Source organism: Rhizobium sp. 05L429 (assembly GCF_056397645.1).
Map to the genome: position 1 here is coordinate 216467 of NZ_JBFTNV010000001.1, position 26494 is coordinate 242960.

Genomic DNA, 26494 nt, shown 5'->3' on the forward strand with positions numbered 1-26494 from the left:
CCGCCTTGCATTCTTTCGCTGCATTGCACACACTGGCCATGGGAACAGCTAAGCCGATCAACGGCAAGCGGATAAAAGAGCAATATGTCGATCAAAGCCAGCATCTATCATCTGACGCATTATCAGTATGACAAACCGATCCGCCTCGGCCCTCAGATCATCCGCCTCAAGCCAGCCTCGCACTCGAAAACGCGGGTTTTGAGCCATTCTTTGAAGGTCACGCCGTCCAACCACTTCGTGAACCTGCAGCAGGACCCTTACGGCAATTATCTCGCCCGCTTCGTCTTCCCCGACCCGGTGACCGAATTCAAGATCGAGGTCGATCTCGTTGCCGACATGACCGTCTACAATCCCTTCGACTTCTTCGTCGAGGAGGAAGCGACGAAGTGGCCCTTCGACTATCCGGAAACGCTCCGCGAGGATCTCTCGATCTACATGATACCGGAGCCGGCCGGCCCGCGCCTGAAGGCGCTGCTGCCGACGCTCGACTGGTCGCCCGATCAGCCGACAGTCGACATGATCGTCGGCCTCAATGCCCGTCTGCAGCGGCAGATCGGTTACGTCATCCGCATGGAAGCCGGCGTCCAGACGCCGGAAGAGACGCTGGAAACCGCCAAGGGCTCCTGCCGCGACACCAGCTGGCTGCTCGTGCAGATCCTGCGCCATCTCGGGCTCGCTGCCCGCTTCGTCTCCGGCTACCTCATCCAGTTGGCGCCGGACCTGAAGGCGCTCGACGGCCCTTCCGGTACCAAGGTCGATTTCACTGATCTGCATGCCTGGGCGGAGGTCTATCTGCCCGGCGCCGGTTGGGTCGGTCTCGATCCCACCTCCGGGCTGCTGACCGGCGAAAGCCATATACCGCTCGCAGCCACACCGCATTACAGCAATGCGGCCCCGATCTCCGGCGGTTATTTCGGCGAGGCCGAAACCGAATTCGACTTCGATATGAAGGTCTCTCGGGTCGCCGAGCATCCGCGCATCACCAAACCCTTCTCGGATGAGAGCTGGGAGGAGCTCAACCAGCTCGGCGAGAAGGTCGACCGCGTCCTCGAAGCCGAGGATGTGCGCCTGACGATGGGCGGCGAGCCGACTTTCGTCTCCATCGACGATTTCCAATCCGAGGAGTGGAACACCGCGGCCGTCGGGCCGACCAAGCGCGAAAAGGCGGACAACCTGATCCGCCGGCTGCAGGAGCGCTTCGCGCCCGGTGGCTTCCTGCACTACGGCCAGGGCAAGTGGTATCCCGGCGAAAGCCTGCCGCGCTGGACCTTCTCCCTCTACTGGCGCCGTGACGGCAAGCCGATCTGGCAGAACCTCGATCTGATCGCCGCTGAAGGCAAGGATACCGGTGTCAAGGCGGAGGATGCCGAAAAGCTCCTGACGGCGATCGCCAGGGAACTGGCAATCAAGCCCGATATGGTGCAGCCGGCCTATGAGGATCCGGCAGACTGGATCATCAAGGAAGGCAGCCTTCCCGAAAACGTCGATCCGTCGAATTCGAAGCTGAAGGACCCCGAGGAGCGCAGCCGCATTGCCCGCGTCTTCGCCCGCGGCCTCACCGTGCCGACGGGGTATGTCCTCCCCGTTCAAGTGTGGAATGCCAAGGCCGCCGCAAGCCGCACCTGGGTCAGCGAAAAATGGCGCACGCGCCGCGGAAAGATTTTCCTTGTACCGGGTGACAGCCCGATCGGTTATCGCCTGCCACTCGGCACGCTGCCCTATGTCCCGCCAGCGCGCTACCCCTATATCCACCCCGCCGATCCGTCGATACCGCGCGCGCCGCTACCTGACGTCTTCGTGCCCGCCGGCCGCGCCATGCCCGAAGCCTCGTTCCAGGCGGAGGAGAGCCACGCTGTCCGCATAGAACAGACCCTTGGCGACATAGGCGGTGCCGTGCGCACTGCCCTGTCGGTCGAACCGCGCGAAGGCAGGCTCTGCGTCTTCATGCCGCCAGTCGAGCGCATCGAGGATTATCTGGAGCTGATCGCCGCTGCCGAAAACGCTGCTGCCGAACTCAAGCTCCCCGTACATATCGAAGGCTATCCGCCGCCGCAGGACGAGCGGATTAACGTCATCCGCGTCGCCCCCGATCCCGGCGTCATCGAAGTCAATATTCACCCGGCCTCCAACTGGCAGGATTGCGTCGACATCACCACGGCGATCTACGAGGAAGCGCGCGCCACCCGGCTCGGTGCCGACAAGTTCATGGTCGATGGTCGCCACACCGGCACCGGCGGCGGCAATCACGTCGTCGTCGGCGCCGCCAATCCGAACAACAGCCCCTTCCTGCGCCGCCCGGACCTGCTGAAAAGCATCATCCTCCATTGGCAGCGCCATCCCTCCCTCTCCTACCTCTTTTCCGGCATGTTCATCGGCCCGACCAGCCAGGCGCCGCGCATCGACGAGGCCCGCCACGACACTCTCTATGAACTGGAGATCGCCATGGCGCAGGTCGGAGCGCCGGGTCGTGGTCAACTGCCGCTGCCCTGGCTCACCGACCGACTGTTCCGAAATCTTTTGACCGATGTCACCGGCAACACTCACCGTGCCGAAATCTGCATCGACAAGCTGTTTTCGCCGGATGGCCCGACTGGACGGCTCGGCCTCATCGAGTTCCGCGGCTTTGAGATGCCGCCGAATGCTCGCATGTCGCTAGCCCAACAATTACTGGTACGCGCGCTGATCGCCCGCTTCTGGACGAACCCCGCCGATGGCAAGTTCGTCCGCTGGGGTACGACCCTGCATGACCGTTTCATGCTGCCGCATTTCGTCTGGACCGATTTCCTCGACGTCCTCGCAGACCTTCGCGAAAACGGCTTCGATGTCAGCCCCGAATGGTTCAAGGCGCAGCTTGAATTCCGCTTCCCCTTCTGCGGAGAGGTTGAATACGAGGGTTCGAAGCTGGAATTGCGCCAGGCGCTGGAGCCCTGGCACGTCATGGGCGAGGAAGGTGCGCCGGGCGGCACCGTCCGCTACGTCGATAGTTCCGTCGAGCGTCTGCAGGTTCGGCTCGAAACGAACAACGCCGCGCGCTACACCGTCACCTGCAACGGCCGCACCGTGCCGCTGGCGCCAACGGGGACATCAGGCGTGTCTGTCGCCGGTGTGCGCTTCAAGGCCTGGAAGCCGGCTTCCGGCCTGCACCCTGTGCTGCCGGTGAATACGCCTTTGACTTTTGATATTTATGATACATGGTCGAAACGTTCGATCGGCGGCTGCATCTATCACGTTGCCCATCCGGGCGGTCGGAACTATGAAACCTTCCCGGTCAACGGCAACGAGGCGGAAGCACGGCGGCTCGCCCGTTTCGAACCGTGGGGACATACGGCAGGCGGTTATATTCCGCGCGCCGAAACGCCTTCGCCTGAATTCCCGCTCACGCTGGATCTGAGGCGGCCGGTCGGAACTTGAAGAAGCTGGGTCTGATGGGCAAGAAGCCTGCACTGGAATTGAGGGACGAGATCGAGGAACGCGCCGGCGCGGATGCAGTCTTCGACTATGCGCCTCTGCCCGGCATTGCAGACGAGATGGTGGACAATAACGGGGCCATCCGTCCGGTCTGGCAGCGCTTCATGGCCCATATGAATGCCATGCCCGAAAAGGAACTGGCCGAGCGTTTCGCCCGCGCCGACCGTTATCTGCGCGACGCCGGTGTTTTCTATCGGGCCTACGGCGCCAAGGGCAGCGGCGAGCGCCCCTGGCCGATCTCCCATATTCCGGTGCTGATCGACGAGCGCGAATGGCAGGTTCTTTCGGCAGGCCTCGTCCAGCGTGCTGATCTCTTGGAAGCGACAATCGCCGATATCTACGGCGAAAACAGGCTTGTGGAGGAAGGCATTCTTCCACCCGCACTGATCGCCGCCAACCCCGAATTCCAGCGGCCGCTGGTCGGTGTAAAGCCTGCGACCGGTCACTACCTGCATTTCTGTGCCTTCGAGATCGGTCGAGGCCCTGACGGAAACTGGTGGGTACTGGCCGACCGCACGCAGGCTCCATCCGGCGCAGGCTTCGCGCTGGAGAGCCGCGTGGCAACCACCCGCGCCTTCTCCGATATCTACGCCGAAACGCCCGTTCATCGCCTTGCCTCCTTCTTCGGCGCCTTCCGCGATGCGTTGCAGGCGATGAAGCATTCCGGTGACGACCGCATCGCAGTCCTGACCCCCGGCCCGGCGAACGAAACCTACTACGAACATGCCTATATCGCCCGTTATCTCGGCTTCATGCTGCTGGAAGGCGAAGATCTTGTGGTGGTCAACAGGCGCATCATGGTGCGCACAGTCGCCGGCCTGAAGCCGATCGGCGTGCTCTGGCGGCGTCTCGATTCCGCTTATGCCGATCCCCTGGAGCTGAACCAGAACTCGCATATCGGCACGCCCGGTCTTGTGGAGGCCCTGCGTGCCGAAACCGTCACCATCGTGAACGCACTCGGCACCGGCGTTCTGGAAACGCGCGCCCTGCTCGCCTTCATGCCCGCCGTCTGTCGCTCGCTGCTGGGCGAAGATCTTCGCCTGCCATCCATCGCGACATGGTGGTGCGGTCAGAAGGAAGAGCGCGACCATGTGGCTGCAAATATCGAAAAGATGGTGATCGGCCCGGCCTATTCCCGCGCACCCTTCTTCGATGACGGCGGCGAATCCGTTCTCGGCTCTTCGCTGCGCGCCACCGCCAAGAACTCGATTGCGGACTGGCTGACGAGCGACGGCGCAAAACTCGTAGGTCAGGAAGTCGTCACCCTCTCGACCACGCCGGCCTGGATCGACGGCAAACTGACGCCGCGGCCGATGTCGCTGCGCGTCTTTGCCGCCCGCACCGCCAATGGTTGGCAGATCATGCCCGGCGGTTTTGCCCGCATCGGTTCGGGAGACGATGTCGCCGCCATAGCCATGCAGTCCGGCGGTGCGGCGGCTGATGTGTGGATCGTCAGCGACAAACCGGTCGAGCGCCACACGCTGCTGCCAGCCGAAGGTAGCTTCACCCGCAACATGCCGGGCAGCCTGCCGAGCCGCGCGGCCGACAACCTTTTCTGGCTGGGCCGCTATATCGAACGCGCCGAAGGGGCGCTGCGCATCCTGCGCGCCTGGCACGCCCGCTACGCCGAAGCCGCCGACCCGAACCAGCCGTTGCTCGCTGACGTCACCGAATATCTTGCCGCCGTCGATATCGACACCGGCGAACCCGTGCCGGAATCGCTGCTGCGCAATATCGACAGCGCCGTCTATTCAGCAAGCAACATCCGTGACCGCTTCTCGCCGGATGGCTGGCTGGCCTTGAATGACCTCGCCAAGACCGCCCGCCGCTTTCACTCGACCATTACATCAGGCGACGACGCCAGCCACGCGATGACCATTCTCTTGCGAAAGCTCGCGGGCTTTGCCGGTCTCGTGCATGAAAACATGTACCGCTTCACCGGCTGGCGCTTCCTCTCGCTAGGCCGATACATCGAACGCGGCCTGCACATGACGCGCCTTCTCGGCCACATGTCCGGCCCGGAAGCGCCCGATGGCGCACTCGACATGCTGCTGGAAATCGGCGACAGCGTCATGACCCACCGTCGCCGCTACAACGTCAACACGGCACGGCTGACGGTGACCGATCTGCTGGCGCTCGATCCGCTGAACCCGCGCTCGGTCCTCTTCCAGATGAACGAGATCCACCGAGAGGTCGAGCAGCTTCCGAATGCGTTTATGAACGGCCAGATGTCGCCCTTCTACCGCGAGGCGATGCGCCTGCATTCCGGCCTCGCCGTCATGACGCCGGAAACCATGGACGGTGATGTCTACCATCGGCTGGAGCGTGAGCTGGAACACCTCTCCGACCTTCTGGCGCAGACCTATCTCGGATGACGACCGTCCTCTACGATCTCACCCTGCATATGGGCTACAGCTATGACACGCCGGCATCCGGCGCGCGCCACATCATGCGCCTGATGCCGCTCTCGCTGCCAAACCGTCAGCGGCTTGTCGCAGGCTCGATCAGCGTCGCGCCCCAGCCGGACGAACAGTCGCATTTCATCGACTTCTTCCAGCATCCGGCGACATCTTTCCTGTTGCGCTCGCCGCATGAAAAGCTGGATATCCGCATGCAGGCCCGCGTACAGGTCGAAAGCCAGGCGATATCCGCAGACTTCTCACCGCTATTGGCCGAGCTGCCGGAGGAGGTTGCTGGAATCTGGTCGCTCGATCCGGAATCGCCTCACCATTTCCTTGGCGACAGCCCGCGCCTGACGGAGACCAAGGCGATCGCTGAATACGCCAAGACCTGCGTCCGACCCTCGCTGACGGTCATGCAGATCGCCTATGCGCTTTGCACCCGCATCAACAAGGATTTCACCTACGATCCGGAAGCGACGACCGTCGAGACGACGCCGCTCGAAGCGTTCGAGCTGAAGCGCGGCGTCTGCCAGGACTTTACCCATGTGATGATCCTTGCGCTGCGCAGCCTCGGCATCCCCGCCGGCTATGTCTCCGGCTTCCTGCGCACCATCCCGCCGCCCGGCAAGGAGCGCCTGGAGGGCGCCGATGCCATGCATGCCTGGGTACGCGTCTGGTGCGGCGAGACGGCCGGCTGGCTCGAGCTCGATCCCACCAACAACATTCCTGCCGGAACCGACCATATCGTCGTCGCATATGGTCGCGACTACGCTGATGTCGCTCCCGTTATCGGTGTACTCAAGAGTTATGGCAGCCAGCGTTCCGTGCAGGCCGTGGACGTGATTGCCCTGAAATAATCCCGAAATTGGAAAAAACAGCCAGTTGTCTAGAATTTTAGGTACTGGCTTTAGCGGCCATTAAAGTCATCCGGTCCATCAATTGCGCCTACTTAAGGCTCTTTTGAAATCGGTGGACATGATGAACACCCTGCATTCGCTTCTCGATCGGCTGCGGCGCGACCGCGGCGGCAATTTCGGCATTATGACGGCTATCTTGCTGCCTGTGCTTGTAGGCAGTGCCGGCTTCGCGATTGATACCATGAATATCATAGCCTCGCAGCGTCAGCTTCAGGAGGCAGCCGACTCGGGAGCACTTGCAACAGCGACCGCGCTTTCCTCCGGCAAGGTCACCACCGATGATCAGGCAAAGGCTTTGGCGAAGGATTTCGTCACCGGGCAGATGGCGAATTATGTCGACGAAGCCACGATCAGCGCGATCAAATCGTCAACCAGTGTAACCATCACGACGACCACTTCCGCAAACGGCAAAAGCTACGGGATTTCCGTCAATGCTTCCTATCCGCTAAGTCTTACGCCCTTCATGAATGTCCTGGGTTTCAAGACCAGCACCATCGCAGCGGCAAGCAAGACGACCAGCGGCATCAGCCAACAGCGCAGCGCCGTCTCAATGACCCTGGTCCTCGACGAATCCGGCTCAATGCTGGCAAATACAGGTACTCAGATTGTTCCAACCAAGAGTTGCCAGCAGTACAATTCCAGCGGCCAGTCGATCGGCACAAAGAGCCCCTGCTACGTCAAGAAGATTGACGCCTTGAAGACAGCAGCCAACCTGCTGCTCGACCAGTTGGACAAAGCTGATCCACAAGCGAAATACGTTCGCACAAATGCAATTGCATGGAGCGGCGCCGTTCAGGATTCGAACACGTTCGGCTGGGGTACCAACCGCACAAGAACAGAGGTCATCAATACGATGTCAGCGGGCGGCAATACCGAATCCGCGGCACCGATGCTGCAAGCCTATAACGACCTTAACAAGACGGACAGCGGCTCCGAATCCAAGATTCAAGCGAACGCAGGCAACACCAGTCTGACCAAATACATCGTATTCATGACGGATGGTGAAAACAACAAGGACCTGTCCGACACGAATACTTTAACGACATGCACCAATGCAAAAAATGCCGGGATAAAGATTTATTCGATAGCATTCATGGCCCCGACGCGGGGGCAGAGCTTACTGAGCAAATGCGCTAGCGGTCCGACATACTACTTTCAGGCGGAAAGCATGAACGACCTGACCTCCGCCTTCCAAGCGATCGGCCAAAGTGCCGCCGCCGACAAGACTCTGCTGACCCAGTAATCAGCGCAACTGCAGCGCAAACAAAAGCCGCTCCGGAACAAACGGGGCGGCTTTTCGTTTAAACTCAGTCCTGCCTATCAGATCGGGAAAACCGATTGAAATCAAGTCCCTTAGGCCTCGTGAATATGAAGGTTTCGCAAATTTTTCGTTTGGCCAATTCCCTTGTTGCAAGTGCTTCGTAACGGTGCATAAACTGCCCTGTCCGCATATATGACAAATCGATTGAATCAGGCGTATCTTACTGTAACCAAATCAAAATTGGCGAGACCTGAGAATGAATACTGTTTCGAAGCCGATCATCCCCGCACCCGCTCCGCGCAGTTCCCGGCCTGAAATCCTCGCTGAGGAAATCATCGAGCGTCTGACCTACCGCATCGGCAAGGACGCCAAGGTCGCCAAGCCTCACGACTGGCTGACGGCGACCATTCTCGTGGTGCGTGACCGCATCATCGACAAGTGGATGGAATCCACCCGCAAGGCTTATGAGACCGGCGCCAAGCGCGTCTATTACATGTCTCTCGAATTCCTGATCGGCCGCCTGATGCGCGATGCTGTATCCAACCTCAACCTCATGGAAGAGGTGAGTGATGCGCTCGCTTCGCTCGGTGTCGACATCAACGTCATCGCCGGGCTGGAGCCCGATGCCGCACTCGGCAACGGCGGTCTCGGCCGCCTCGCTGCCTGCTTCATGGAATCGATGGCGACCGTCGACGTGCCCGCCTATGGCTATGGCATCCGCTACGTCCACGGCCTCTTCCGTCAGCAGATGGCAGACGGCTGGCAGGTCGAACTGCCAGAAAACTGGCTCGCCCACGGCAATCCCTGGGAATTCGAACGCCGCGAGAGCGCCTACGAAATCGGCTTTGGCGGCTCGATCGAGGTCATCAGCGGCCATGACGAGCAACCGCGTTACGTCTGGAAGCCGGCCGAGCGTGTCATCGCCGCCGCCTTCGATACGCCGGTCGTCGGCTGGCGCGGCAAGCGCGTCAATACGCTCCGCCTGTGGTCGGCTCAGCCGATCGATCCGATCCTGCTCGATGCCTTCAACGCCGGTGACCATATCGGTGCGCTACGCGAGAGCAACAGGGCCGAGAGCCTGACGCGGGTTCTCTACCCGGCCGACGCAACGCCTGCCGGCCAGGAACTGCGCCTGCGCCAGGAGTATTTCTTCTCGTCCGCTTCCCTGCAGGACATCCTGCGCCGCCACCTGCAGCAGTATGACGACTTCACCTCTCTGCCGGACAAGGTCGCGATCCAGCTCAACGACACCCACCCGGCCGTTTCCGTCGCCGAACTCACACGCCTGCTTTGCGATGTGCATGGCCTGGATTTCGAACAGGCCTGGGATATCACCCGCCGCACCTTCTCTTACACCAACCACACGCTTCTTCCCGAAGCGCTGGAAAGCTGGCCGGTTCCGCTCTTCGAGCGCCTGTTGCCGCGCCATATGCAGATCATCTATGCGATCAACGCCAAGATACTGATCGAAGCGCGCAAGAGCCGTAATTTCTCCGACACGGAAATCCGTTCGATCTCGCTGATCGATGAAAGCGGCGACCGCCGCGTGCGCATGGGCAATCTCGCCTTCGTCGGCTCGTACTCGATCAACGGCGTGTCGGCACTGCACACGGACCTGATGAAGGTCACGGTCTTTGCAGACCTGCACAAGCTCTATCCCGACCGTATCAACAACAAGACCAACGGCATCACGCCGCGCCGCTGGTTGCAGCAGTGCAATCCCGGCCTGACGGGCCTGGTGCGCGAAGCGATCGGCGATGAATTCCTCGACGATGCCGAGAAGCTGCGCCCGCTTGACAAATTCGCCACCGACCCGAGCTTCCAGCAGAAATTCGCTGCCGTGAAGCGCGCGAACAAGGTGGCGCTCTCCAATCTCGTCGCCAGCCGCATGGGTGTGAAGCTCGATCCGTCGGCGATGTTCGACATTCAGATCAAGCGCATCCACGAATACAAGCGCCAACTTCTGAACATCGTCGAAGCCGTGGCACTTTACGATCAGATCCGTTCGCACCCCGAGCTGGATTGGGTGCCGCGCGTCAAGCTCTTCGCCGGCAAGGCTGCCCCGAGCTACTACAACGCCAAGCTCATCATCAAGCTTATCAACGACGTTGCCCGCACCATCAACAACGACCCATCGGTCCGCGGCCTGCTGAAGGTCGTCTTCGTGCCGAACTACAATGTCTCGCTTGCCGAAATCATGGTTCCGGCTGCCGACCTCTCCGAGCAGATCTCGACGGCCGGCATGGAAGCATCGGGCACCGGCAACATGAAGTTCGGCCTGAACGGCGCACTGACGATCGGCACGCTCGACGGTGCCAATGTCGAAATGCGCGACAATGTCGGCGAAGACAATATCGTCATCTTCGGCCTGCAGGCTGATGAAGTCGCCAAGATCCGCAGCGAGGGCCATAATCCTCGTGCGATCATCGAAGGCTCACGTGAGCTGGCACAGGCGCTGGCCGCCATCAGCTCGGGCGTCTTCTCTCCTGACGACCGCAACCGCTATACCGGCCTCATCGACGGTATCTACTCCCACGACTGGTTCATGGTCGCCGGCGATTTCGATGCCTATGCGGCCGCTCAGCGCGAGGTCGACCAGATCTGGACCAACCAGTCCTCCTGGTATGAGAAGACGATCAACAATACGGCGCGGATGGGCTGGTTCTCCTCCGACCGCACGATCAGACAATATGCCGACGAGATCTGGAGAGCTTGATGAAGCCGCCGAAAGCCACCCCTGAAGTGAAGCTTCCCTGGGAAATTTCGGCGGGCGAAATTGCGGCAATTCTCAACGGCTCGCATGCCGATCCCTTTGCCGTCCTGGGCGTACACCAGGCCGGCGAGGCCTTCATTACCAGGTGTTTCGTCCCCGGCGCAGAAGCCGTCACTGCAATGACGCTGGATGGGACGCCGATCGGCGAACTCAACCAGCTTCATCAAGACGGTATTTTCGGCGGCCAGGTATCGATCACCAAATTCCAGCCTGTGCGCTATCGCGCCCGGCGCGCCGACGCCGAATGGGCGGTGACCGACCCTTACAGCTTCGGCCCGGTGCTCGGCCCGATGGACGATTATTACGCCCGGCAGGGTTCGCACCTGCGGCTCTTCGACAAGATGGGCGCCCATCGCATCAAGCATGAAGGCGCGACCGGCATCCACTTTGCCGTATGGGCACCGAATGCGCAGCGCGTCTCGGTTGTCGGCGATTTCAACAATTGGGACGGACGACGCCACGTCATGCGCTTGCGTGCCGACAGCGGCATCTGGGAAATCTTCGCCCCCGATGTGCCGCTCGGTGTCCCCTACAAATTCGAGATCCGTGGCCAGGACGGCGTGCTGCTGCCATTGAAGGCTGACCCGTTTGCCCGCCGCAGCGAACTTCGCCCCAAAACGGCATCCGTGACGACCGCCGAACTTGTGCAGGAATGGCAGGACGAGCCGCATTTGAAACACTGGCGCGAAAGCGATATGCGCCGCCAGCCGATCAGCATCTATGAGGTTCACGCCGGCTCCTGGCAGCGTCGCCAGGATGGCTCCATGCTTTCATGGGATGAGCTTGCCTCGAGCCTCATCCCCTACTGCGTCGATATGGGCTTCACTCATATCGAGTTCCTGCCGATCACCGAGCACCCCTACGACCCCTCCTGGGGTTACCAGACGACCGGCCTCTATGCCCCGACTGCCCGCTTCGGCGAGCCGGAAGGCTTCGCCCGTTTCGTCAACGGCTGTCACAAGGTCGGCATCGGCGTCATCCTCGACTGGGTGCCGGCGCATTTCCCGACCGATGAACACGGCCTTGGCTGGTTCGACGGCACCGCGCTTTACGAACACGAAGACCCACGCAAGGGTTTTCACCCGGACTGGAACACGGCAATCTACAATTTTGGCCGCACTGAGGTCGTCTCCTACCTCGTCAACAACGCGCTGTACTGGGCCGAGAAATTCCATCTCGACGGCCTGCGCGTCGATGCGGTCGCGTCGATGCTCTATCTCGACTATTCGCGCAAGCACGGCGAATGGATCCCGAACGAGTATGGCGGCAACGAAAACCTCGAAGCCGTCCGCTTCCTGCAGAACCTCAACACCCGCATCTATGGCGAGCATCCGGGCGTCATGACCATCGCCGAGGAGTCGACTTCCTGGCCGAAGGTTTCCCAACCGGTCCACGAAGGCGGCCTCGGCTTCGGCTTCAAGTGGAACATGGGCTTCATGCACGACACGTTGAGCTACATGAGCCGCGAACCGGTGCACCGTAAGCACCACCACAATGAACTGACCTTCGGGCTGCTCTACGCTTATTCGGAAAATTTCGTCCTGCCGCTCTCCCATGACGAAGTCGTGCACGGCAAGGGTTCGCTGATCGCCAAGATGCCGGGTGACGATTGGCAGAAATTTGCCAATCTGCGCGCCTACTACGCCTTCATGTGGGGCTATCCCGGCAAGAAGCTGCTCTTCATGGGACAGGAATTCGCTCAGTGGGCCGAATGGAGCGAGAACAAGTCGCTCGACTGGAACCTCCTCCAGTACCGCATGCACGAAGGCATGCGTCGCCTGGTGCGTGATCTCAACTTCACCTATCGCAGCAAGGCCGCACTCCATGCGCGTGACTGCGAAGGCGACGGCTTCGAATGGCTGATCGCCGACGATTACGAGAACTCGGTCTTCGCCTGGCTGCGCAAAGCGCCTGGCCAGAAGCCCGTCGCCGTCATCACGAACTTCACGCCTGTCTATCGTGAGAACTATTCGATCCGGCTGCCTTCTGCCGGGCGCTGGCGGGAAATCCTCAATACCGATGCCGACATTTATGGCGGCAGCGGCAAGGGCAATGGCGGGCGCGTGCAAGCCGTCGATGCCGGCGGCGAGATAAGCTGCTCGATAACCCTGCCGCCGCTGGCGACAATCATGCTTGAACCCGAGAATTAGTGACTGGTGGGAGGAGAAAATGGTAGAAAAGCGCATTCAGCCACTTGCCCGCGATGCAATGGCCTATGTTCTCGCCGGCGGCAGGGGAAGCCGCCTCAAGGAACTGACTGACCGACGCGCAAAACCCGCCGTCTATTTCGGCGGCAAGGCACGCATCATCGATTTCGCACTGTCGAACGCTCTGAATTCCGGCATCCGCCGTATCGGCGTCGCTACCCAGTACAAGGCACATTCGCTGATCCGCCACATGCAGCGCGGTTGGAACTTCTTCCGGCCCGAGCGTAACGAGAGCTTCGACATTCTGCCCGCATCCCAGCGCGTTTCCGAAACGCAGTGGTATGAAGGTACCGCCGATGCCGTCTATCAGAACATCGACATCATCGAGGATTACGGCGTCGAATACATGGTCATCCTCGCTGGCGACCATATCTACAAGATGGACTATGAATACATGCTCCAGCAGCATGTCGATACCGGCGCGGACGTGACCATCGGCTGCCTTGAAGTACCGCGCATGGATGCGGTTGGTTTCGGTGTCATGCATGTTAATGAGAAGGACGAGATCTTCGCCTTCATCGAAAAGCCGGCAGATCCGCCTGGTATTCCGGACAAGCCGGATTTCGCTCTCGCCTCCATGGGCATTTATGTCTTCCGCACGAAGTTCCTGATCGATGCACTCCGCCGCGATGCCGCTGATCCGACTTCGAGCCGCGACTTCGGCAAAGATATCATCCCCTATATCGTCGAGCACGGTAAGGCGGTCGCCCACCGCTTCGCCAAGTCCTGCGTCCGCTCCGATTTCGAGCATGAGCCCTACTGGCGCGACGTCGGTACGATCGATGCGTATTGGCAGGCCAATATCGACCTGACGGCAATCGTTCCGGCCCTTGATATCTACGACAAATCCTGGCCGATCTGGACCTATGCCGAGATTACTCCGCCGGCGAAATTCGTTCATGACGATGAAGACCGCCGCGGTTCGGCAACGTCGTCTGTCGTTGCCGGCGACTGCATCATCTCGGGCGCAAGCCTCAACCGAAGCCTTCTCTTCACTGGAGTGCGGGCCAATTCCTTTTCCAAACTGGAAGGGGCGGTCATCCTGCCCAATGTGAAGATCGGTCGGCGCGCCCAGCTCAAAGACGTTGTGATCGATCATGGTGTCGTCATCCCGGAAGGTCTTGTCGTCGGCGAGGATCCGGAACTAGACGCCCGGCGTTTCAGACGGACCGAAAGCGGCATTTGCCTGATCACGCAACCGATGATCGACAAGCTGGATATCTGACTTATGAAAGTTCTTTCGGTTTCGTCCGAAGTCTTCCCTTTGATCAAGACAGGGGGCCTTGCCGATGTGGCAGGCGCCCTGCCAATAGCCCTCAAATCCTATGGCATTGAAACAAAAACCCTCATGCCCGGCTATCCCGCGGTCATGAAGGTTTTGCAGAATCCGGTCGTACGGCTGGAGTTCCCGGATCTGCTCGGCCAACCGGCAAGATTGCTTGAGGTGGAGCATCAGGGTCTCGATATCCTTGTGCTCGACGCGCCGGCTTACTATGACCGCCCGGGCGGCCCCTATCTCGATACGACCGGCAAGGATCACCCTGACAACTGGCGCCGCTTCGCCGCCCTTTCGCTGGCAGGCTCCGAGATCGCCGCCGGACTGCTGCCCGGCTGGCGGCCGGATCTGGTGCATGCCCATGACTGGCAGGCCGCCATGGTGCCTGTCTACATGCGCTATTACCCGACGCCCGAACTGCCGAGCATTCTGACGATCCACAACATCGCTTTCCAGGGCCAGTTCGGCGCCGATATTCTCCCCGGCCTGCGTCTGCCGCCCCATGCCTTTGCCACTGAGAGCATCGAATATTACGGCACTGTCGGTTTCCTCAAGGGTGGCCTGCAGACTGCTCATGCCATCACCACCGTCAGCCCCTCCTATGCGGAGGAAATCCTGACCCCGGAATTCGGCATGGGCCTGGAAGGCGTCATCGCCAGCCGCCGCGACGTGCTGCATGGTATCGTCAACGGCATCGACGCCGATATCTGGAACCCGGCGACCGATCCGGTGGTTCACACGCATTATGGCCCGACGACGCTGAAAAACCGCATCGAGAACCGTAGATCGATCGAGGAATTCTTCCATCTCGACCACGACAACGCGCCGATCTTCTGCGTCATCAGCCGCCTGACCTGGCAGAAGGGCATGGACCTCGTCGCAAGCGCTGCCGACGAGATCGTCGCGCTCGGCGGCAAGCTCGTCGTGCTCGGTTCCGGCGAGGTGGCACTGGAGGGCGCGCTGCTCGCCGCCGCCAACCGCAACCCCGGCCGCATCGGCGTTTCCATCGGGTACAACGAGCCGATGTCGCACCTGATGCAGGCCGGCTGCGACGCGATCATCATCCCCTCCCGCTTTGAGCCATGCGGTCTCACACAGCTTTACGGCCTGCGCTACGGCTGTGTGCCGATCGTCGCGCGCACCGGCGGTCTCAACGATACCGTGATCGATGCCAATCATGCCGCCCTTGCAGCAAAGGTGGCCACAGGCATACAATTCGCACCCGTAAACGAAGGAAGCATGCTACAGGCACTGCGCCGCGCCATGCACCTTTACGCGGATCAAAAAGTCTGGACCCAATTGCAAAAGCAGGGCATGAAGTCGGATGTCTCTTGGGAGAAGAGCGCCGAACGTTATGTTGCCCTGTATTCAAGCCTCGTCTCGAAAGGCATGAGCTAAAATGATTAAGTCTGTTCCCACCACGGCCTATCAGGACCAGAAACCCGGCACTTCAGGTCTGCGCAAGAAGGTTCCCGTCTTCCAGCAGCCTAACTATGCGGAGAATTTCATCCAGTCGATCTTCGATTCGCTGGAAGGCTATCAGGGCAAGTGCCTGGTCATCGGCGGCGACGGACGCTACTACAATCGCGAAGTCATCCAGAAGGCGATCAAGATGGCCGCCGCCAATGGCTTCGGTAAGGTCATGGTGGGCAAGGGCGGCATTCTTTCGACACCCGCAGCCTCTCACATCATCCGCAAGTACAAGGCCTTTGGTGGCATCATTCTCTCGGCCAGCCACAATCCCGGCGGCCCGACCGAAGACTTCGGCATCAAGTACAATGTCAACAATGGCGGTCCGGCGCCTGAGAAGATCACCGACGCGATCTATGCGCGCTCCAAGGTGATCGGAAGCTACAAGATCGCCGATTTCGCCGACGTGAATATCGACCGCATCGGCAAGGAAGAGCTGCCGGGCGGCACCATCCTCTCGGTCATCGACCCGGTCGAGGATTATGCCGCACTGATGGAAGAGCTCTTCGATTTCGGTGCGATCCGCAATCTGATCAGCCTTGGCTTCCGCATTGCCTTCGACGCCATGAGTGCCGTGACCGGTCCCTACGCCAAGGAAATCTTCGAGAACCGCCTCGGCGCTCCCTCCGGCTCCGTGCGTAATTTCATGCCGCTGCCGGATTTCGGCGGCCATCATCCGGACCCGAACCTCGTTCATGCGAAAGAACTCTATGACGAGATGATGGGTGAGGACGCGCCCGATTTCGGCGCTGCATCTGACGGCGACGGCGACCGCAACCTCATCATCGGCCGCGGCGTTTTCGTCACCCCTTCCGACAGCCTTGCAATCCTTGCCGCCAACGCCAACCTGGCGCCCGGCTATTCCGGCGGTCTTGCTGGTATTGCCCGCTCTATGCCGACATCAGGCGCGGCCGACCGCGTGGCTGAGAAGCGGGGCATCGGCCTCTACGAGACTCCGACCGGCTGGAAATTCTTCGGCAACCTGCTCGACGCCGGCATGGCGACGATCTGCGGCGAAGAAAGCGCCGGCACCGGCTCCAGCCACGTCCGCGAGAAGGACGGCCTCTGGGCTGTGCTGCTGTGGCTGAACGTGCTGGCCGTGCGCGGCGAAAGCGTGCAGGACATCGTTACCCAGCACTGGCAGACCTATGGCCGCAACTACTATTCCCGTCATGACTACGAAGGCGTCGATAGCGATGCCGCAAATGGCCTGGTCGACAATCTGCGCAACCAGCTTTCCACCCTGCCTGGCAAGACGTTTGGCGATCTGAAGGTCGAGAAGGCTGACGATTTCGCCTATCACGATCCGGTCGACAAGTCGGTCAGCGAGCATCAGGGCGTCCGCGTCCTGTTCGAAGGCGGCTCGCGCGTCGTCTTCCGCCTGTCGGGCACCGGCACGTCTGGCGCAACCCTGCGCGTCTATATCGAACGATACGAGCCGGATTCGACTCGCCACAATATCGAAACGCAGGAAGCGCTCGCCGATCTGATCGCGGCCGCCGAAAGCATCGCCAACATTCGTGAGCGCACGGGACGCAACGAGCCGACCGTGATCACCTGATCCCGGGGGGCACATGGGGGGTAACAGTTCCGCGCAGGGCGGTGCCATCGTCTTCGAGACCGGCGTTGAATTTTCTGTCTGGTCGCATCATGCAGCGCAGATCGATCTCTGCCTCTTCGATGACGACGGCAAGGAATATGCAAGGCTCCCCATGGCCCGCGACAGCGGCCATGTCTTCCGGCTTTTCGTCGACGGATTGAAGGAAGGTGCCCTCTATGGCTATCGCGCCGACGGCATTTACGCTCCGGACAACGGCCTTTGGTTCGACCCTTCCAAACTGCTGATCGATCCCTATGCCAAGGCGGTCGATGGGCCGTTTCACTACGACCCCCGCCTCGGAATCTTCGGCGAAGATACGCAGCACCTGATCCCGAAGTCGGTCGTCACCAAAGACGCGCCCGTCAAAATCCGAAAGCCGCTCTTCAAACCGGGCGGCTTTATTTACGAGGTGGCGGTCAAGCCCTTCACCATCCTCCATCCGGATGTGCCGGAAGCTGAGCGCGGCACGGTCGCCGCGCTTGCCCACCCCTCGGTCATTACTCACCTGAAACGCATCGGCGTCGATGCCGTCGAACTGATGCCGATCACCGCCTGGATCGACGAGCGCCATCTGCCGCCGCTCGGACTGACGAATGGCTGGGGCTACAATCCGGTCGCCTTCATGGCGCTCGATCCGCGTATCGTGCCCGGCGGCATCGCAGAGCTCAGCAACACGGTGGCGAAGCTGCATGACGAAGGCATCGCCGTCATCCTCGACCTCGTCTTCAACCATACCGGCGAAAGCGACCGCTACGGTACAACGCTGTCGCTGCGCGGCATCGATAATCTCAGCTACTACCGCCATGTTGTCGATCGGCCCTCCGTGCTCGTCAACGATACCGGCACCGGTAATACGATTGCCTGCGACCATCCTTACGTCCAGCGGCTCATCATCGACAGTCTGCGCCATTTCGTCCGCAATGCCGGCATCGATGGCTTCCGTTTCGATCTGGCTCCCGTTCTCGGCCGCACGGCAAACGGCTTCGACCGGAACGGTACGCTGGCTGCGTTCCTCGCCGACGATCTGCTCGCCGACCGCATCATGATCGCCGAACCCTGGGATATCGGCCCCGGCGGCTATCAGCTCGGCAACTTCCCTGCACCCTTCCAGGAATGGAACGACCGCGCCCGCGATGACATCAGGTGCTACTGGCGCGGCGATGGCTGGAAAACAGGTTCGCTCGCAACTGTGCTGGCCGGCTCGTCGAATATCTTCTCGGCCAATGGCGCGACAGCGACTCGCAGCGTCAACTTCCTCGCCGCCCATGACGGCTTTACCCTCATGGACCTCGTTTCATACAGCGGCAAGCACAACGATGCGAACGGCGAGAACAATCGCGACGGCCACGACGAGAACCATTCCTGGAACAATGGCGTCGAAGGCGAGACCGCCTATCCTGTCATCCGGGAGCGTCGCAAGGCTGATGTCATGGCGCTCATCTCTACGCTCTTTGCCAGCCGCGGCAGCATCATGCTGACGGCCGGCGACGAAGCCGGACGCACGCAACATGGCAATAACAACGCCTATTGCCAGGACAACGAGATCACGTGGGTTGACTGGAAACTGCTGGACGAAGACCTGGTCGCCCATACCGCCTTTGTCGCCGCGCTTCGCCGACGCTTCTCGGTCTTCTCCGACCTGAACTTCTTTTCCGGCAACGGCGATGTGGAATGGATTTCGCTTTCCGGCGAACCGATGACAACAGGCGAATGGGAAACGCCCTCGCTCTCCACTCTCGGCATGATGCTTGCGACCGGCGATCGCTCCTCCCGTAAGCAGACCCGCCTCGCCGTCCTGTTCAATCGCTCGGAACAACGTCAGCTGTTTATCCTCCCCTCAGTGGGCGAAGCAGCCTGGCGCCAGCTTCTGCCCGGCGAGACGCGGAAAGTCGGTACCCGTGCGACGGTAGAGCCACGTTCCGTCGCCTTTTTTGCGGAAAATTGATCTACACCACCAACCCGCGTGAATCGTTGTCGCAATCGTCATAAATGCACGATAAGGCTTGCGGCTGCGGCTTTTTACGAGGAATGCATGGTGATGGAAATTTCGCTCTCGGATATCCGGGGGCTGGTCGGCACGGAAACAGGATTGTCTGACTGGATTCTCGTCGATCAGAAGATGATTGACGCTTTTGCCGACGCAACCAGCGACCATCAGTTCATTCACGTCGATCCCGTTCGCGCAGCAGCCGAAAGCCCCTTCGGTGGGACGATCGCTCATGGCTTCCTGACACTCTCGCTGCTGTCGACGATGAACTACAACTGCTTGCCCAAAGTGCGCGAGCAGACCATGGGCATCAACTACGGCTTCGACAAAATCCGCTTCATGTCGCCGGTCAAGAGCGGCACTCGCATCCGCGGCCACTTCGTGCTCGCGGACGCCCGCTTCCGCGGCGCAGGTATGCTGATGACCAGCTATGATAGCTCGATCGAAATCGAGAATGAGAAGAAGCCGGCGCTGACCGCCCGCTGGATCACCATTATCCAGTTCGACCCGAAGGATCGTCCGGAAGACGCCTAAGGTTCTCTGCGGGCTTTAATGGCCCGCATCCTCGGCGCCTTCGGCCAGCAGCCCGAAAACATAGTCCGAAAACGACCGCCAGCACTCCACCCGGAACGTATCGTCCTCGGTGCGGAAGAGCACGATCTCGGCCTTGCCGAAGATCGTCCGCGAGCAGGCGCCCACCGGAAAAACCGCAAGTGAGAGGTCTTGCGGGCAACCGGCAGAAAGGGTCGCTTCCGCACCCGGTCCGGAAACGATGACACCGACGTTGCGGTGGGATACATCGACGGCCGAATGAAGAACGCCGACGCCGCTTAGAAGTGCCGGCAGATCAGCCCCGGCTTCCTCGATAACGAGCCATTCGTCCGGTCCGAGCCAGAGGGCCGAAAGCCCTTCCGAGCGACCGGAGGTCTTTGGCGTCGTGGGCAAGGCCAATCCCAGTGCGGAAGAGAGCGTCTGTACCGATTCAGCCGGCGCACGCAGCGCAAGGCGGCTTGCCACCGGCGCCACCGTCAGGCGCACCGTGGCCGAACCGGCAAGGAGGCCGGAGAGAGCCGGTTTGCGAATTGCGACCTCAGCCATGGATACGGCCTCCTTCCTTGTCAAAGAACACCATATCCGTCACCTCGACCGGGATGGTCCGATCCGGCATGGGCACATAGAGTGTTTCGCCCACCATGTTGCGTCCGCCTTCAACCAGCGCAAAGGCGATCGAGCGGCCGCAATTTTCAGACCAGTAGGCCGAGGTCACATGACCGAGCATCTTCATCGGCTTGGGCTGGTTCGGATTGGCGACGATCTGCGCACCCTCTTCGAGCACCAGCTTCGCATCCTTTGTCGCGAGACCGACGAGCTGCTTGCGGCCTTCCTTGACAAGATCCGGCCGCTTCAGGCCGCGAATGCCGACGAAATCCGCCTTCTTTTTTGAGACAGCCCAGGAAAGCCCGGCATCGTCGGGCGTCACTGTGCCGTCTGTATCCTGGCCGACGATGATGTAGCCCTTTTCGGCGCGCAGCACATGCATGGTTTCGGTGCCGTAGACACAGGCGCCGAGCGGCTCGGCATTGGCCCAGACCGCTTCCAGCACCGACTGGCCGTAATCGGCAGGCACATTGATTTCGAAGCCAGTCTCACCGGTGAAGGAGACGCGGAAGAGACGCGCCGGAACACCCGCCACCTTGCACTCGGCAACACTCATGTGCGGGAAAGCCTCGTTGGAAATATCGAGCCCTTCGACCAGTGGCGCCACGATCTCACGGGCCTTCGGCCCCTGCACGGCGATGACGGCCCATTGCTCGGTCACCGATGTCAGCCATACCTTCAGATGCGGGAATTCCGTCTGCAGATAATCTTCCATATGGTGGAGCACACGCGGCGCCCCGCCGGTTGTGGTCGTCACATGGAAACGGTCTTCCGTCAGACGGCCAACGACGCCGTCGTCATAGACGAAGCCATCCTCGCGCAGCATGATCCCGTAGCGGCATTTGCCAGGCTTTAGCGTATCCCAGGCATTCGTGTACATGAGGTTCATGAATTCGGCCGCATCCGGTCCGACGACCTCGATCTTGCCGAGCGTCGAAGCATCGAAAATACCCGCAACCTCGCGTGCCGTGCGGCATTCGCGGGAAACCGCCTGATGCATCGTCTCGCCGGCGCGCGGATAAAACCACGCGCGCTTCCAGTTGCCGACATCCTCGAAAACCGCGCCCCTGGCCTCTTCCCAAGCATGTAGCGGCGTCTTGCGCGTGGGGTCGAACAAGGCACCACGCGAATGCGCGATCAGCGCACCGTAGGTCACCGGCGTATAGGGCGCGCGGAAGGTGGTGAGACCGACCTGCGGAATATCCTTGCCGAGCGTTTCGGCGGCAATCGCCAGGCCATGCATGTTGGAAAGCTTGCCCTGATCGGAAGCCATGCCATTCGTCGTGAAGCGCTTGATATGCTCGATCGAATGCATGCCCTCGCGCACCGCGAGGCGGATATCCTTGGCGCAGACATCGTGCTGGAAGTCGATGAAGGCCTTGGCGTTCGTATCCGGTCCGGCGCCTTCGGCAGCACCGATCATGCCGCCCGTCCAGTCGAAAGCCTGCTCGACGGAAATCCCGATCTTGCTGCCGGCTTCTCTGCCGACGGCCCGTGCCATCAACTCGCCGGCGGCCAGCGATTCCTCGACGGTCTGCTGCAGGCCATCCGTGCCGTTGCAGGCGCCGACGGAAAGGCAGTCCTGCGCATAGGTACCAGGCAGGAAACGCTGCGTCTCGGCATCGAAGGCGACCTTGCCCCGCGACTGCGAGAAAAGGTGCACGGATGGCGTCCAGCCAGCGCAGACGAGCAGCGCGTCGACGGCGATCTTCCGCGGCGAACCGCCGCCATTGCGCGCGACCGTCATCGAAGAGATACGCAGCGCACCCGACGTGTTGACGACCGACTGACCGGTCAGCACATCGATGCCGAGCGTGCGGGCTTCGGCCAACACTGCTGCTCCCGGCGCCTGCCTGCTATCGACGATCGCGGCGATCGAAACACCCGCCCGCTTCAGGTCGAAGGCCACCTCGTAGGCTGAATCATGGGCTGTATAGATGCCGACCTTCTGGCCGACCGCAACGCCATAATGATTGAGATACATCCGCCCGGCCGACGCGAGCATGATGCCCGGCCGGTCGTTATTCGGAAACACCATATGCCGCTCGATCGCACCGGTCGCCAGGATGACGCGCCTGGCGCGGACCTGCCACAGCCGTTCGCGCGGCAGATCGCGGGCGGGGCGGGCAACATGATCGGTGACGCGTTCGACGAGGCCAATGAAATTGTGGTTGTAGTAGCCGAAGGCCGTTGTGCGGGTCAGGACCTGCACATTCTCCATGCCCGTCAGCCGCGCGAGGGTCTGCTGGACCCAGGCATAGCCGTCGAGCCCGTCCACCTTAACGCCGGTGTCGAAGCGCAGCGCGCCACCTGCTTCCGCCTGCTCGTCACAGAGGATGACTTTCGCGCCGGCCTCTGCGGCGGCCAGTGCTGCAGAAAGACCGGCAATGCCGGCGCCGGCGACCAGCACGTCGCAATGGGCGTAACGGCTGGCATAATGGTCAGGATCGTCTTCGGTCGGAGCGACGCCAAGGCCGGCAGCACGGCGGATCATCGGCTCGTACACGCGCTTCCATGCAACCCGCGGCCACATGAAGGTCTTGTAGTAGAAGCCCGCTGCAAAGAAAGGCGAGAACAGGTTATTGACCGCGCCGACATCGAAGGAAAGCGACGGCCAGCGGTTCTGCGACTTCACGATCATGCCGTCGAAGACTTCCTGCACGGTTGCCCTGACATTCGGTTGCTTGCGGGCGCTGTCGCGCGCGACATCGATCAGCGCGTTCGGCTCCTCGGCGCCAGCCGAAAGAATGCCGCGCGGGCGATGATATTTGAACGAACGGCCGACGAGATGCACACCATGGGCAATCAGGGCAGAGGCGACAGTATCGCCTTCGAGCGCCGTATAGCTCTTGCCGTCGAAGGTGAAACGCGCGGTCCTGGCGGGCGTCAGCCGGCCCTTGCCGACAATACGGTTCGCGCCGCTCATTGGGCCTCTCCTTCAACTGCTTCGTAGGTCTCGACCGGCGCATGCGGCTCGGCCGCAGTTCCGATGTCGGGCCTGGGTTCGCCGGCCCTGTAGGTCATGATGAACTTGTCGCTGATAGTATCGCGCGCCGCGTTGAAGAAGCGCCCGCAGCCGTGCATGTGCCGCCAGCGCTCGAAAATCAGGCCTTTCGGATTGTCGCGCAGGAAGAAATATTCCTCGAACTGCTCATCAGAGATTGAGGCTATATTGGCCGGCCGAACGATATGGGCGTCACCGGCACCACGAAACTCGAGCTCGGAGCGCTCTTCCTGACAGTAGGGGCAGTAAATCAGCAGCATGTCGTCCTCCTGTCAGTGCGCGACGGCGGCAGCGGCCGCCTCGTCGATCAGCCGGCCGGAACGGAAACGCTCCAGCGTCAGCCCAGCATTGAACTTGTGCGGCTCGTCGCGGGCGATCAGGTGCGCGAAGAGATTGGCCGAACCTGGTGTCGCCTTGAAGCCGCCAGTGCCCCAGCCGCAATTGACGTAAAGTCCGGGAACCGGTGTCTTCGACTGGATGGCCGAACGATCCGGCGTATTGTCGACGATCCCGCCCCATTGGCGCATCATCTTCACGCGGCGGAACATCGGGAAGAGCTCGCAGATGGCATCGAGTGTATGCGTGATGATCTGCAAGCCGCCGGTCTGCGAGTAGGAATTATACTGGTCCGTGCCCGCGCCGATGACGAGCTCGCCCTTGTCGGATTGCGAGATATAGGCATGCACCGTGTTCGACATGACGACGCAGGGGAAGATCGGCTTCAGCGGCTCTGACACCAGCGCCTGCAGCGGGCTCGATTGCAGCGGCACGCGCACATCCGCCATCCGCATGATTGTTGTCGTGTGGCCGGCAGCAGACACGCCGACCTTCTTTGCGCCGATGAAGCCCCTGTTGGTCTCGACACCGGTCACACGTCCATCAGCGCCGCGGCGGACGCCGGTGACTTCGCAATTCTGGATGATGTGGACGCCACGGTCGGACGCCGCACGCGCATAACCCCATGCAACAGCATCGTGACGCGCCGTACCGCCGCGGCGCTGCAGGGCTGCACCGTTGATCGGATAGCGCGCGGTCGCCGAAATATCGAGGGGCGGGCAATAGGCCTTGGCCTGCTCCGGCGTCAGCCACTCATTGTCGATGCCGTAAAGCCGGTTGGCATGAATATGCCGCTTGAAGCTTTGCGTGTCGTGCACGTTGTGTGAGAGCATCATCACGCCACGCGGCGAATACATGACATTGTAGTTGAGCTCCTGAGACAGCCCTTCCCAGAGCTTCATCGAGTGCTCGTAAATGTGCATGCTCTCTTCATAGAGATAGTTGGAGCGGATGATGGTGGTGTTGCGGCCGGTATTGCCGCCACCGAGCCAGCCCTTTTCCAGCACCGCCACGTTGGTGATGCCATGCTCCTTGGCGAGATAATAGGCCGCGCCCAGCCCGTGGCCGCCGCCGCCGATGATGATGACGTCATATTCGGATCGCGGCTCCGGCGAGGTCCACTGCTTTTCCCAGCCCCTGTGCCCGCGCAGAGCCTCCCGCGCTACGGCAAAAACCGAATATTTCCGCATCCGCCATCATCTCCTTCAGGCAACGGTATTTTCGTCGTGGCCATACAAATCGCAAATCGAATTGCGGCACAACGGTTCTTTTGCGACGTGAAAGAGCTTTTGTTTTGACACGACGACAGGTGCACCGCCTCCGTTTACGGCTGCCTCCCTTCGCAAATGCGGCATAACCCTTTTCTCACCCAACAGGGCAGGCAGAAGCGGCCGCCTGCAAATGCTAATATTCGGATATGTGGGGTGTCACATGTTGGGTTTGCGTAGCATAGGGATCGCGGGCTTGTGCTTCGCGCTGTTAAGCGCATGGCCTACGCTTGCCGCTGAACCTGTCGGCCAGGCAACCCTCATCAGAACCGAAGTGAGCGGACAGGGTGGCCCGATCATCGTCAACGACGTGGTCCACCGCGACGAGCGCATCCGCACCTCGCAATCAGGGCTAGGTCAGTTCATATTCCGCGACGGTACCAAGCTTGCCGTCGGCTGGGGCTCGTCTGTCGTCATCGACAAATATGTTTTCGACGATACCGATTCCGTCAAACGCCTCTCCATCAAGGCGGCCAAGGGCACATTCCGCTGGGTCAGCGGCAATTCGAAATCCTCCGCCTATCAGATCCAGACCCCGGCCGGCACGATCGGTGTACGCGGCACCGCCTTCGATTTCTATGTCGGCCCCGACGGCACGACAGCCGTGGTGTTGCTGAACGGCGCGGCCACCTTTTGCGGCCCCGGTGGCTGCCGGCAACTGCAGCAACGTTGCGATTGCGTCGTTGCCCGGCCGAACGGCAACATGACGGATACCCAGCCCGTCAACCGCACCGTGCTGCAGAGATTGGGCAACCAGCGCGCCCTCCCCTTCCTCTCCGGCAATCAGAGCCTGACGGGCGGCCTTGGCCTGCTCGGCGGCTGCCGGATGGCCTCGGTCGACCCTGAGCGCAAGGACCGGGTTCGCCCAGCACCGCTGTCACGGGATCCGGATCCGCCGCCCCCACGGCAACTACAAAAGCAGGATGATCCACCGAAGCAGCGGCCGGAAAAACCGAATAACGGCAAGCCCCACCACGACAAACCCCACCATGATGGGCCGAAACATGGCTGGCATGGCGAACACGACAAGCATGGCTGGAAGGATAAGCACGACAGAAACGATCGCCATGGCGATCATGGAAGGCCGGACCGGCACGATAGATCCGATCATGCAGATAGACATGACGCGCCCGACAGGCCCAGCCGTACAGAAAGGGCAGACAACCATCAGGACCGCAGCCATCAGGACGGGCCGGGCAGGCAGGAAAGAAGCGGCGGTGAAAACCCGACCGCCGGCGACGACAAGAGCGCTGGAAGAGACCGGGATCATGACCATGAGCGGAATCGCGGCTGGGGCGGAAATGGTGGCTGGAGCGGAAATGGCGGCAGGGACCGAAATGGCGGCGGGAACCGCAATCGCTGACTGA

The 26494-nt window shown here is 61.0% G+C and carries 16 protein-coding genes; 12 read left to right on the top strand and 4 right to left on the bottom strand.

Features of this window, described 5'->3' with window-relative positions; genetic code table 11:
* Positions 1 to 84 precede the first annotated feature (84 nt).
* From AC1DNW_RS01095 to AC1DNW_RS01145, 11 genes are all read left to right on the top strand, one after another.
* Positions 85 to 3411 (top strand): transglutaminase family protein, encoded by a 3327-nt coding sequence (locus AC1DNW_RS01095; protein ID WP_113310329.1) that lies wholly within the window; start codon positions 85 to 87, stop codon positions 3409 to 3411.
* Between the two features lie 14 nt (positions 3412 to 3425).
* Positions 3426 to 5843 (top strand): circularly permuted type 2 ATP-grasp protein, encoded by a 2418-nt coding sequence (locus AC1DNW_RS01100; protein ID WP_113296040.1) that lies wholly within the window; start codon positions 3426 to 3428, stop codon positions 5841 to 5843.
* The gene (locus tag AC1DNW_RS01105) at positions 5840 to 6727 is read left to right on the top strand and encodes a transglutaminase-like domain-containing protein (protein ID WP_113296039.1); all 888 of its coding nucleotides are present in this window, start codon (positions 5840 to 5842) and stop codon (positions 6725 to 6727) included. Before AC1DNW_RS01100 ends, AC1DNW_RS01105 begins: the two co-directional genes overlap by 4 nt.
* A gap of 118 nt (positions 6728 to 6845) precedes the next feature.
* Positions 6846 to 8030 carry a TadE/TadG family type IV pilus assembly protein gene (locus AC1DNW_RS01110; protein ID WP_113310330.1) on the top strand — a complete coding sequence of 395 codons (1185 nt, stop codon included), beginning with the start codon at positions 6846 to 6848 and terminating at the stop codon, positions 8028 to 8030.
* A 274-nt stretch (positions 8031 to 8304) separates the two neighbouring features.
* Positions 8305 to 10764 carry a glycogen/starch/alpha-glucan phosphorylase gene (locus AC1DNW_RS01115; protein ID WP_113310331.1) on the top strand — a complete coding sequence of 820 codons (2460 nt, stop codon included), beginning with the start codon at positions 8305 to 8307 and terminating at the stop codon, positions 10762 to 10764.
* The gene (gene glgB / locus AC1DNW_RS01120) at positions 10764 to 12971 is read left to right on the top strand and encodes a 1,4-alpha-glucan branching protein GlgB (protein WP_113310332.1); all 2208 of its coding nucleotides are present in this window, start codon (positions 10764 to 10766) and stop codon (positions 12969 to 12971) included. The genes AC1DNW_RS01115 and glgB overlap by 1 nt, the downstream gene beginning before the upstream one ends.
* Positions 12972 to 12990: 19 nt before the next feature.
* Entirely contained in the window at positions 12991 to 14253 is a 1263-nt protein-coding gene (gene glgC, locus AC1DNW_RS01125; RefSeq protein WP_113296036.1) for a glucose-1-phosphate adenylyltransferase, read from the top strand.
* 3 nt (positions 14254 to 14256) lie between these two features.
* The gene (gene glgA / locus AC1DNW_RS01130; RefSeq protein WP_113296035.1) at positions 14257 to 15702 is read left to right on the top strand and encodes a glycogen synthase GlgA; all 1446 of its coding nucleotides are present in this window, start codon (positions 14257 to 14259) and stop codon (positions 15700 to 15702) included.
* Between the two features lies 1 nt (position 15703).
* Positions 15704 to 17335 (top strand): alpha-D-glucose phosphate-specific phosphoglucomutase, encoded by a 1632-nt coding sequence (locus AC1DNW_RS01135; protein ID WP_113310333.1) that lies wholly within the window; start codon positions 15704 to 15706, stop codon positions 17333 to 17335.
* Positions 17336 to 17348: 13 nt separating this feature from the next.
* Positions 17349 to 19319: a glycogen debranching protein GlgX gene (gene glgX, locus AC1DNW_RS01140; RefSeq protein WP_113310334.1), complete on the top strand. Its 1971-nt coding sequence runs from the start codon at positions 17349 to 17351 to the stop codon at positions 19317 to 19319.
* 87 nt (positions 19320 to 19406) lie between these two features.
* Positions 19407 to 19895, top strand: coding sequence for a MaoC family dehydratase (locus tag AC1DNW_RS01145; RefSeq protein ID WP_113296032.1), 489 nt, complete (start codon positions 19407 to 19409; stop codon positions 19893 to 19895).
* A gap of 15 nt (positions 19896 to 19910) precedes the next feature.
* Here AC1DNW_RS01145 and AC1DNW_RS01150 read toward each other — a convergent pair whose 3' ends face one another.
* From AC1DNW_RS01150 to AC1DNW_RS01165, 4 genes are read right to left on the bottom strand one after another with little or no spacing between them, the layout of a single operon-like run.
* The gene (locus tag AC1DNW_RS01150) at positions 19911 to 20459 is read right to left on the bottom strand and encodes a sarcosine oxidase subunit gamma (RefSeq protein ID WP_113310335.1); all 549 of its coding nucleotides are present in this window, start codon (positions 20457 to 20459) and stop codon (positions 19911 to 19913) included.
* Positions 20452 to 23445: a sarcosine oxidase subunit alpha gene (locus AC1DNW_RS01155; RefSeq protein WP_113310336.1), complete on the bottom strand. Its 2994-nt coding sequence runs from the start codon at positions 23443 to 23445 to the stop codon at positions 20452 to 20454. The genes AC1DNW_RS01150 and AC1DNW_RS01155 overlap by 8 nt, the downstream gene beginning before the upstream one ends.
* Positions 23442 to 23783: a sarcosine oxidase subunit delta gene (locus tag AC1DNW_RS01160; RefSeq protein ID WP_113310337.1), complete on the bottom strand. Its 342-nt coding sequence runs from the start codon at positions 23781 to 23783 to the stop codon at positions 23442 to 23444. The genes AC1DNW_RS01155 and AC1DNW_RS01160 overlap by 4 nt, the downstream gene beginning before the upstream one ends.
* 12 nt (positions 23784 to 23795) lie before the next feature.
* On the bottom strand, positions 23796 to 25049 hold the full coding sequence (locus AC1DNW_RS01165; RefSeq protein ID WP_113310338.1) for a sarcosine oxidase subunit beta family protein: 1254 nt from the start codon (positions 25047 to 25049) through the stop codon (positions 23796 to 23798).
* Between the two features lie 241 nt (positions 25050 to 25290).
* On the opposite strand from AC1DNW_RS01165, the gene AC1DNW_RS01170 reads away from it, so the two are divergent.
* Entirely contained in the window at positions 25291 to 26490 is a 1200-nt protein-coding gene (locus AC1DNW_RS01170; RefSeq protein WP_113310339.1) for a FecR domain-containing protein, read from the top strand.
* The last annotated feature ends 4 nt before the right edge of the window (positions 26491 to 26494 follow it).

Excerpts from the sequence above, each read along its gene's own strand:
- glgX (WP_113310334.1), top strand. The coding sequence starts at position 17,349 with ATGGGGGGTAACAGTTCCGCGCAGGGCGGTGCCATCGTCTTCGAGACC.
- AC1DNW_RS01110 (WP_113310330.1), top strand. The coding sequence starts at position 6,846 with ATGATGAACACCCTGCATTCGCTTCTCGATCGGCTGCGGCGCGACCGC.
- AC1DNW_RS01155 (WP_113310336.1), bottom strand. The coding sequence starts at position 23,445 with ATGAGCGGCGCGAACCGTATTGTCGGCAAGGGCCGGCTGACGCCCGCC.
- AC1DNW_RS01095 (WP_113310329.1), top strand. The coding sequence starts at position 85 with ATGTCGATCAAAGCCAGCATCTATCATCTGACGCATTATCAGTATGAC.
- glgC (WP_113296036.1), top strand. The coding sequence starts at position 12,991 with ATGGTAGAAAAGCGCATTCAGCCACTTGCCCGCGATGCAATGGCCTAT.
- AC1DNW_RS01150 (WP_113310335.1), bottom strand. The coding sequence starts at position 20,459 with ATGGCTGAGGTCGCAATTCGCAAACCGGCTCTCTCCGGCCTCCTTGCC.
- AC1DNW_RS01105 (WP_113296039.1), top strand. The coding sequence starts at position 5,840 with ATGACGACCGTCCTCTACGATCTCACCCTGCATATGGGCTACAGCTAT.
- AC1DNW_RS01170 (WP_113310339.1), top strand. The coding sequence starts at position 25,291 with ATGTTGGGTTTGCGTAGCATAGGGATCGCGGGCTTGTGCTTCGCGCTG.
- AC1DNW_RS01135 (WP_113310333.1), top strand. The coding sequence starts at position 15,704 with ATGATTAAGTCTGTTCCCACCACGGCCTATCAGGACCAGAAACCCGGC.
- AC1DNW_RS01160 (WP_113310337.1), bottom strand. The coding sequence starts at position 23,783 with ATGCTGCTGATTTACTGCCCCTACTGTCAGGAAGAGCGCTCCGAGCTC.
- AC1DNW_RS01115 (WP_113310331.1), top strand. The coding sequence starts at position 8,305 with ATGAATACTGTTTCGAAGCCGATCATCCCCGCACCCGCTCCGCGCAGT.
- glgA (WP_113296035.1), top strand. The coding sequence starts at position 14,257 with ATGAAAGTTCTTTCGGTTTCGTCCGAAGTCTTCCCTTTGATCAAGACA.
- AC1DNW_RS01145 (WP_113296032.1), top strand. The coding sequence starts at position 19,407 with ATGGTGATGGAAATTTCGCTCTCGGATATCCGGGGGCTGGTCGGCACG.
- glgB (WP_113310332.1), top strand. The coding sequence starts at position 10,764 with ATGAAGCCGCCGAAAGCCACCCCTGAAGTGAAGCTTCCCTGGGAAATT.
- AC1DNW_RS01100 (WP_113296040.1), top strand. The coding sequence starts at position 3,426 with ATGGGCAAGAAGCCTGCACTGGAATTGAGGGACGAGATCGAGGAACGC.
- AC1DNW_RS01165 (WP_113310338.1), bottom strand. The coding sequence starts at position 25,049 with ATGCGGAAATATTCGGTTTTTGCCGTAGCGCGGGAGGCTCTGCGCGGG.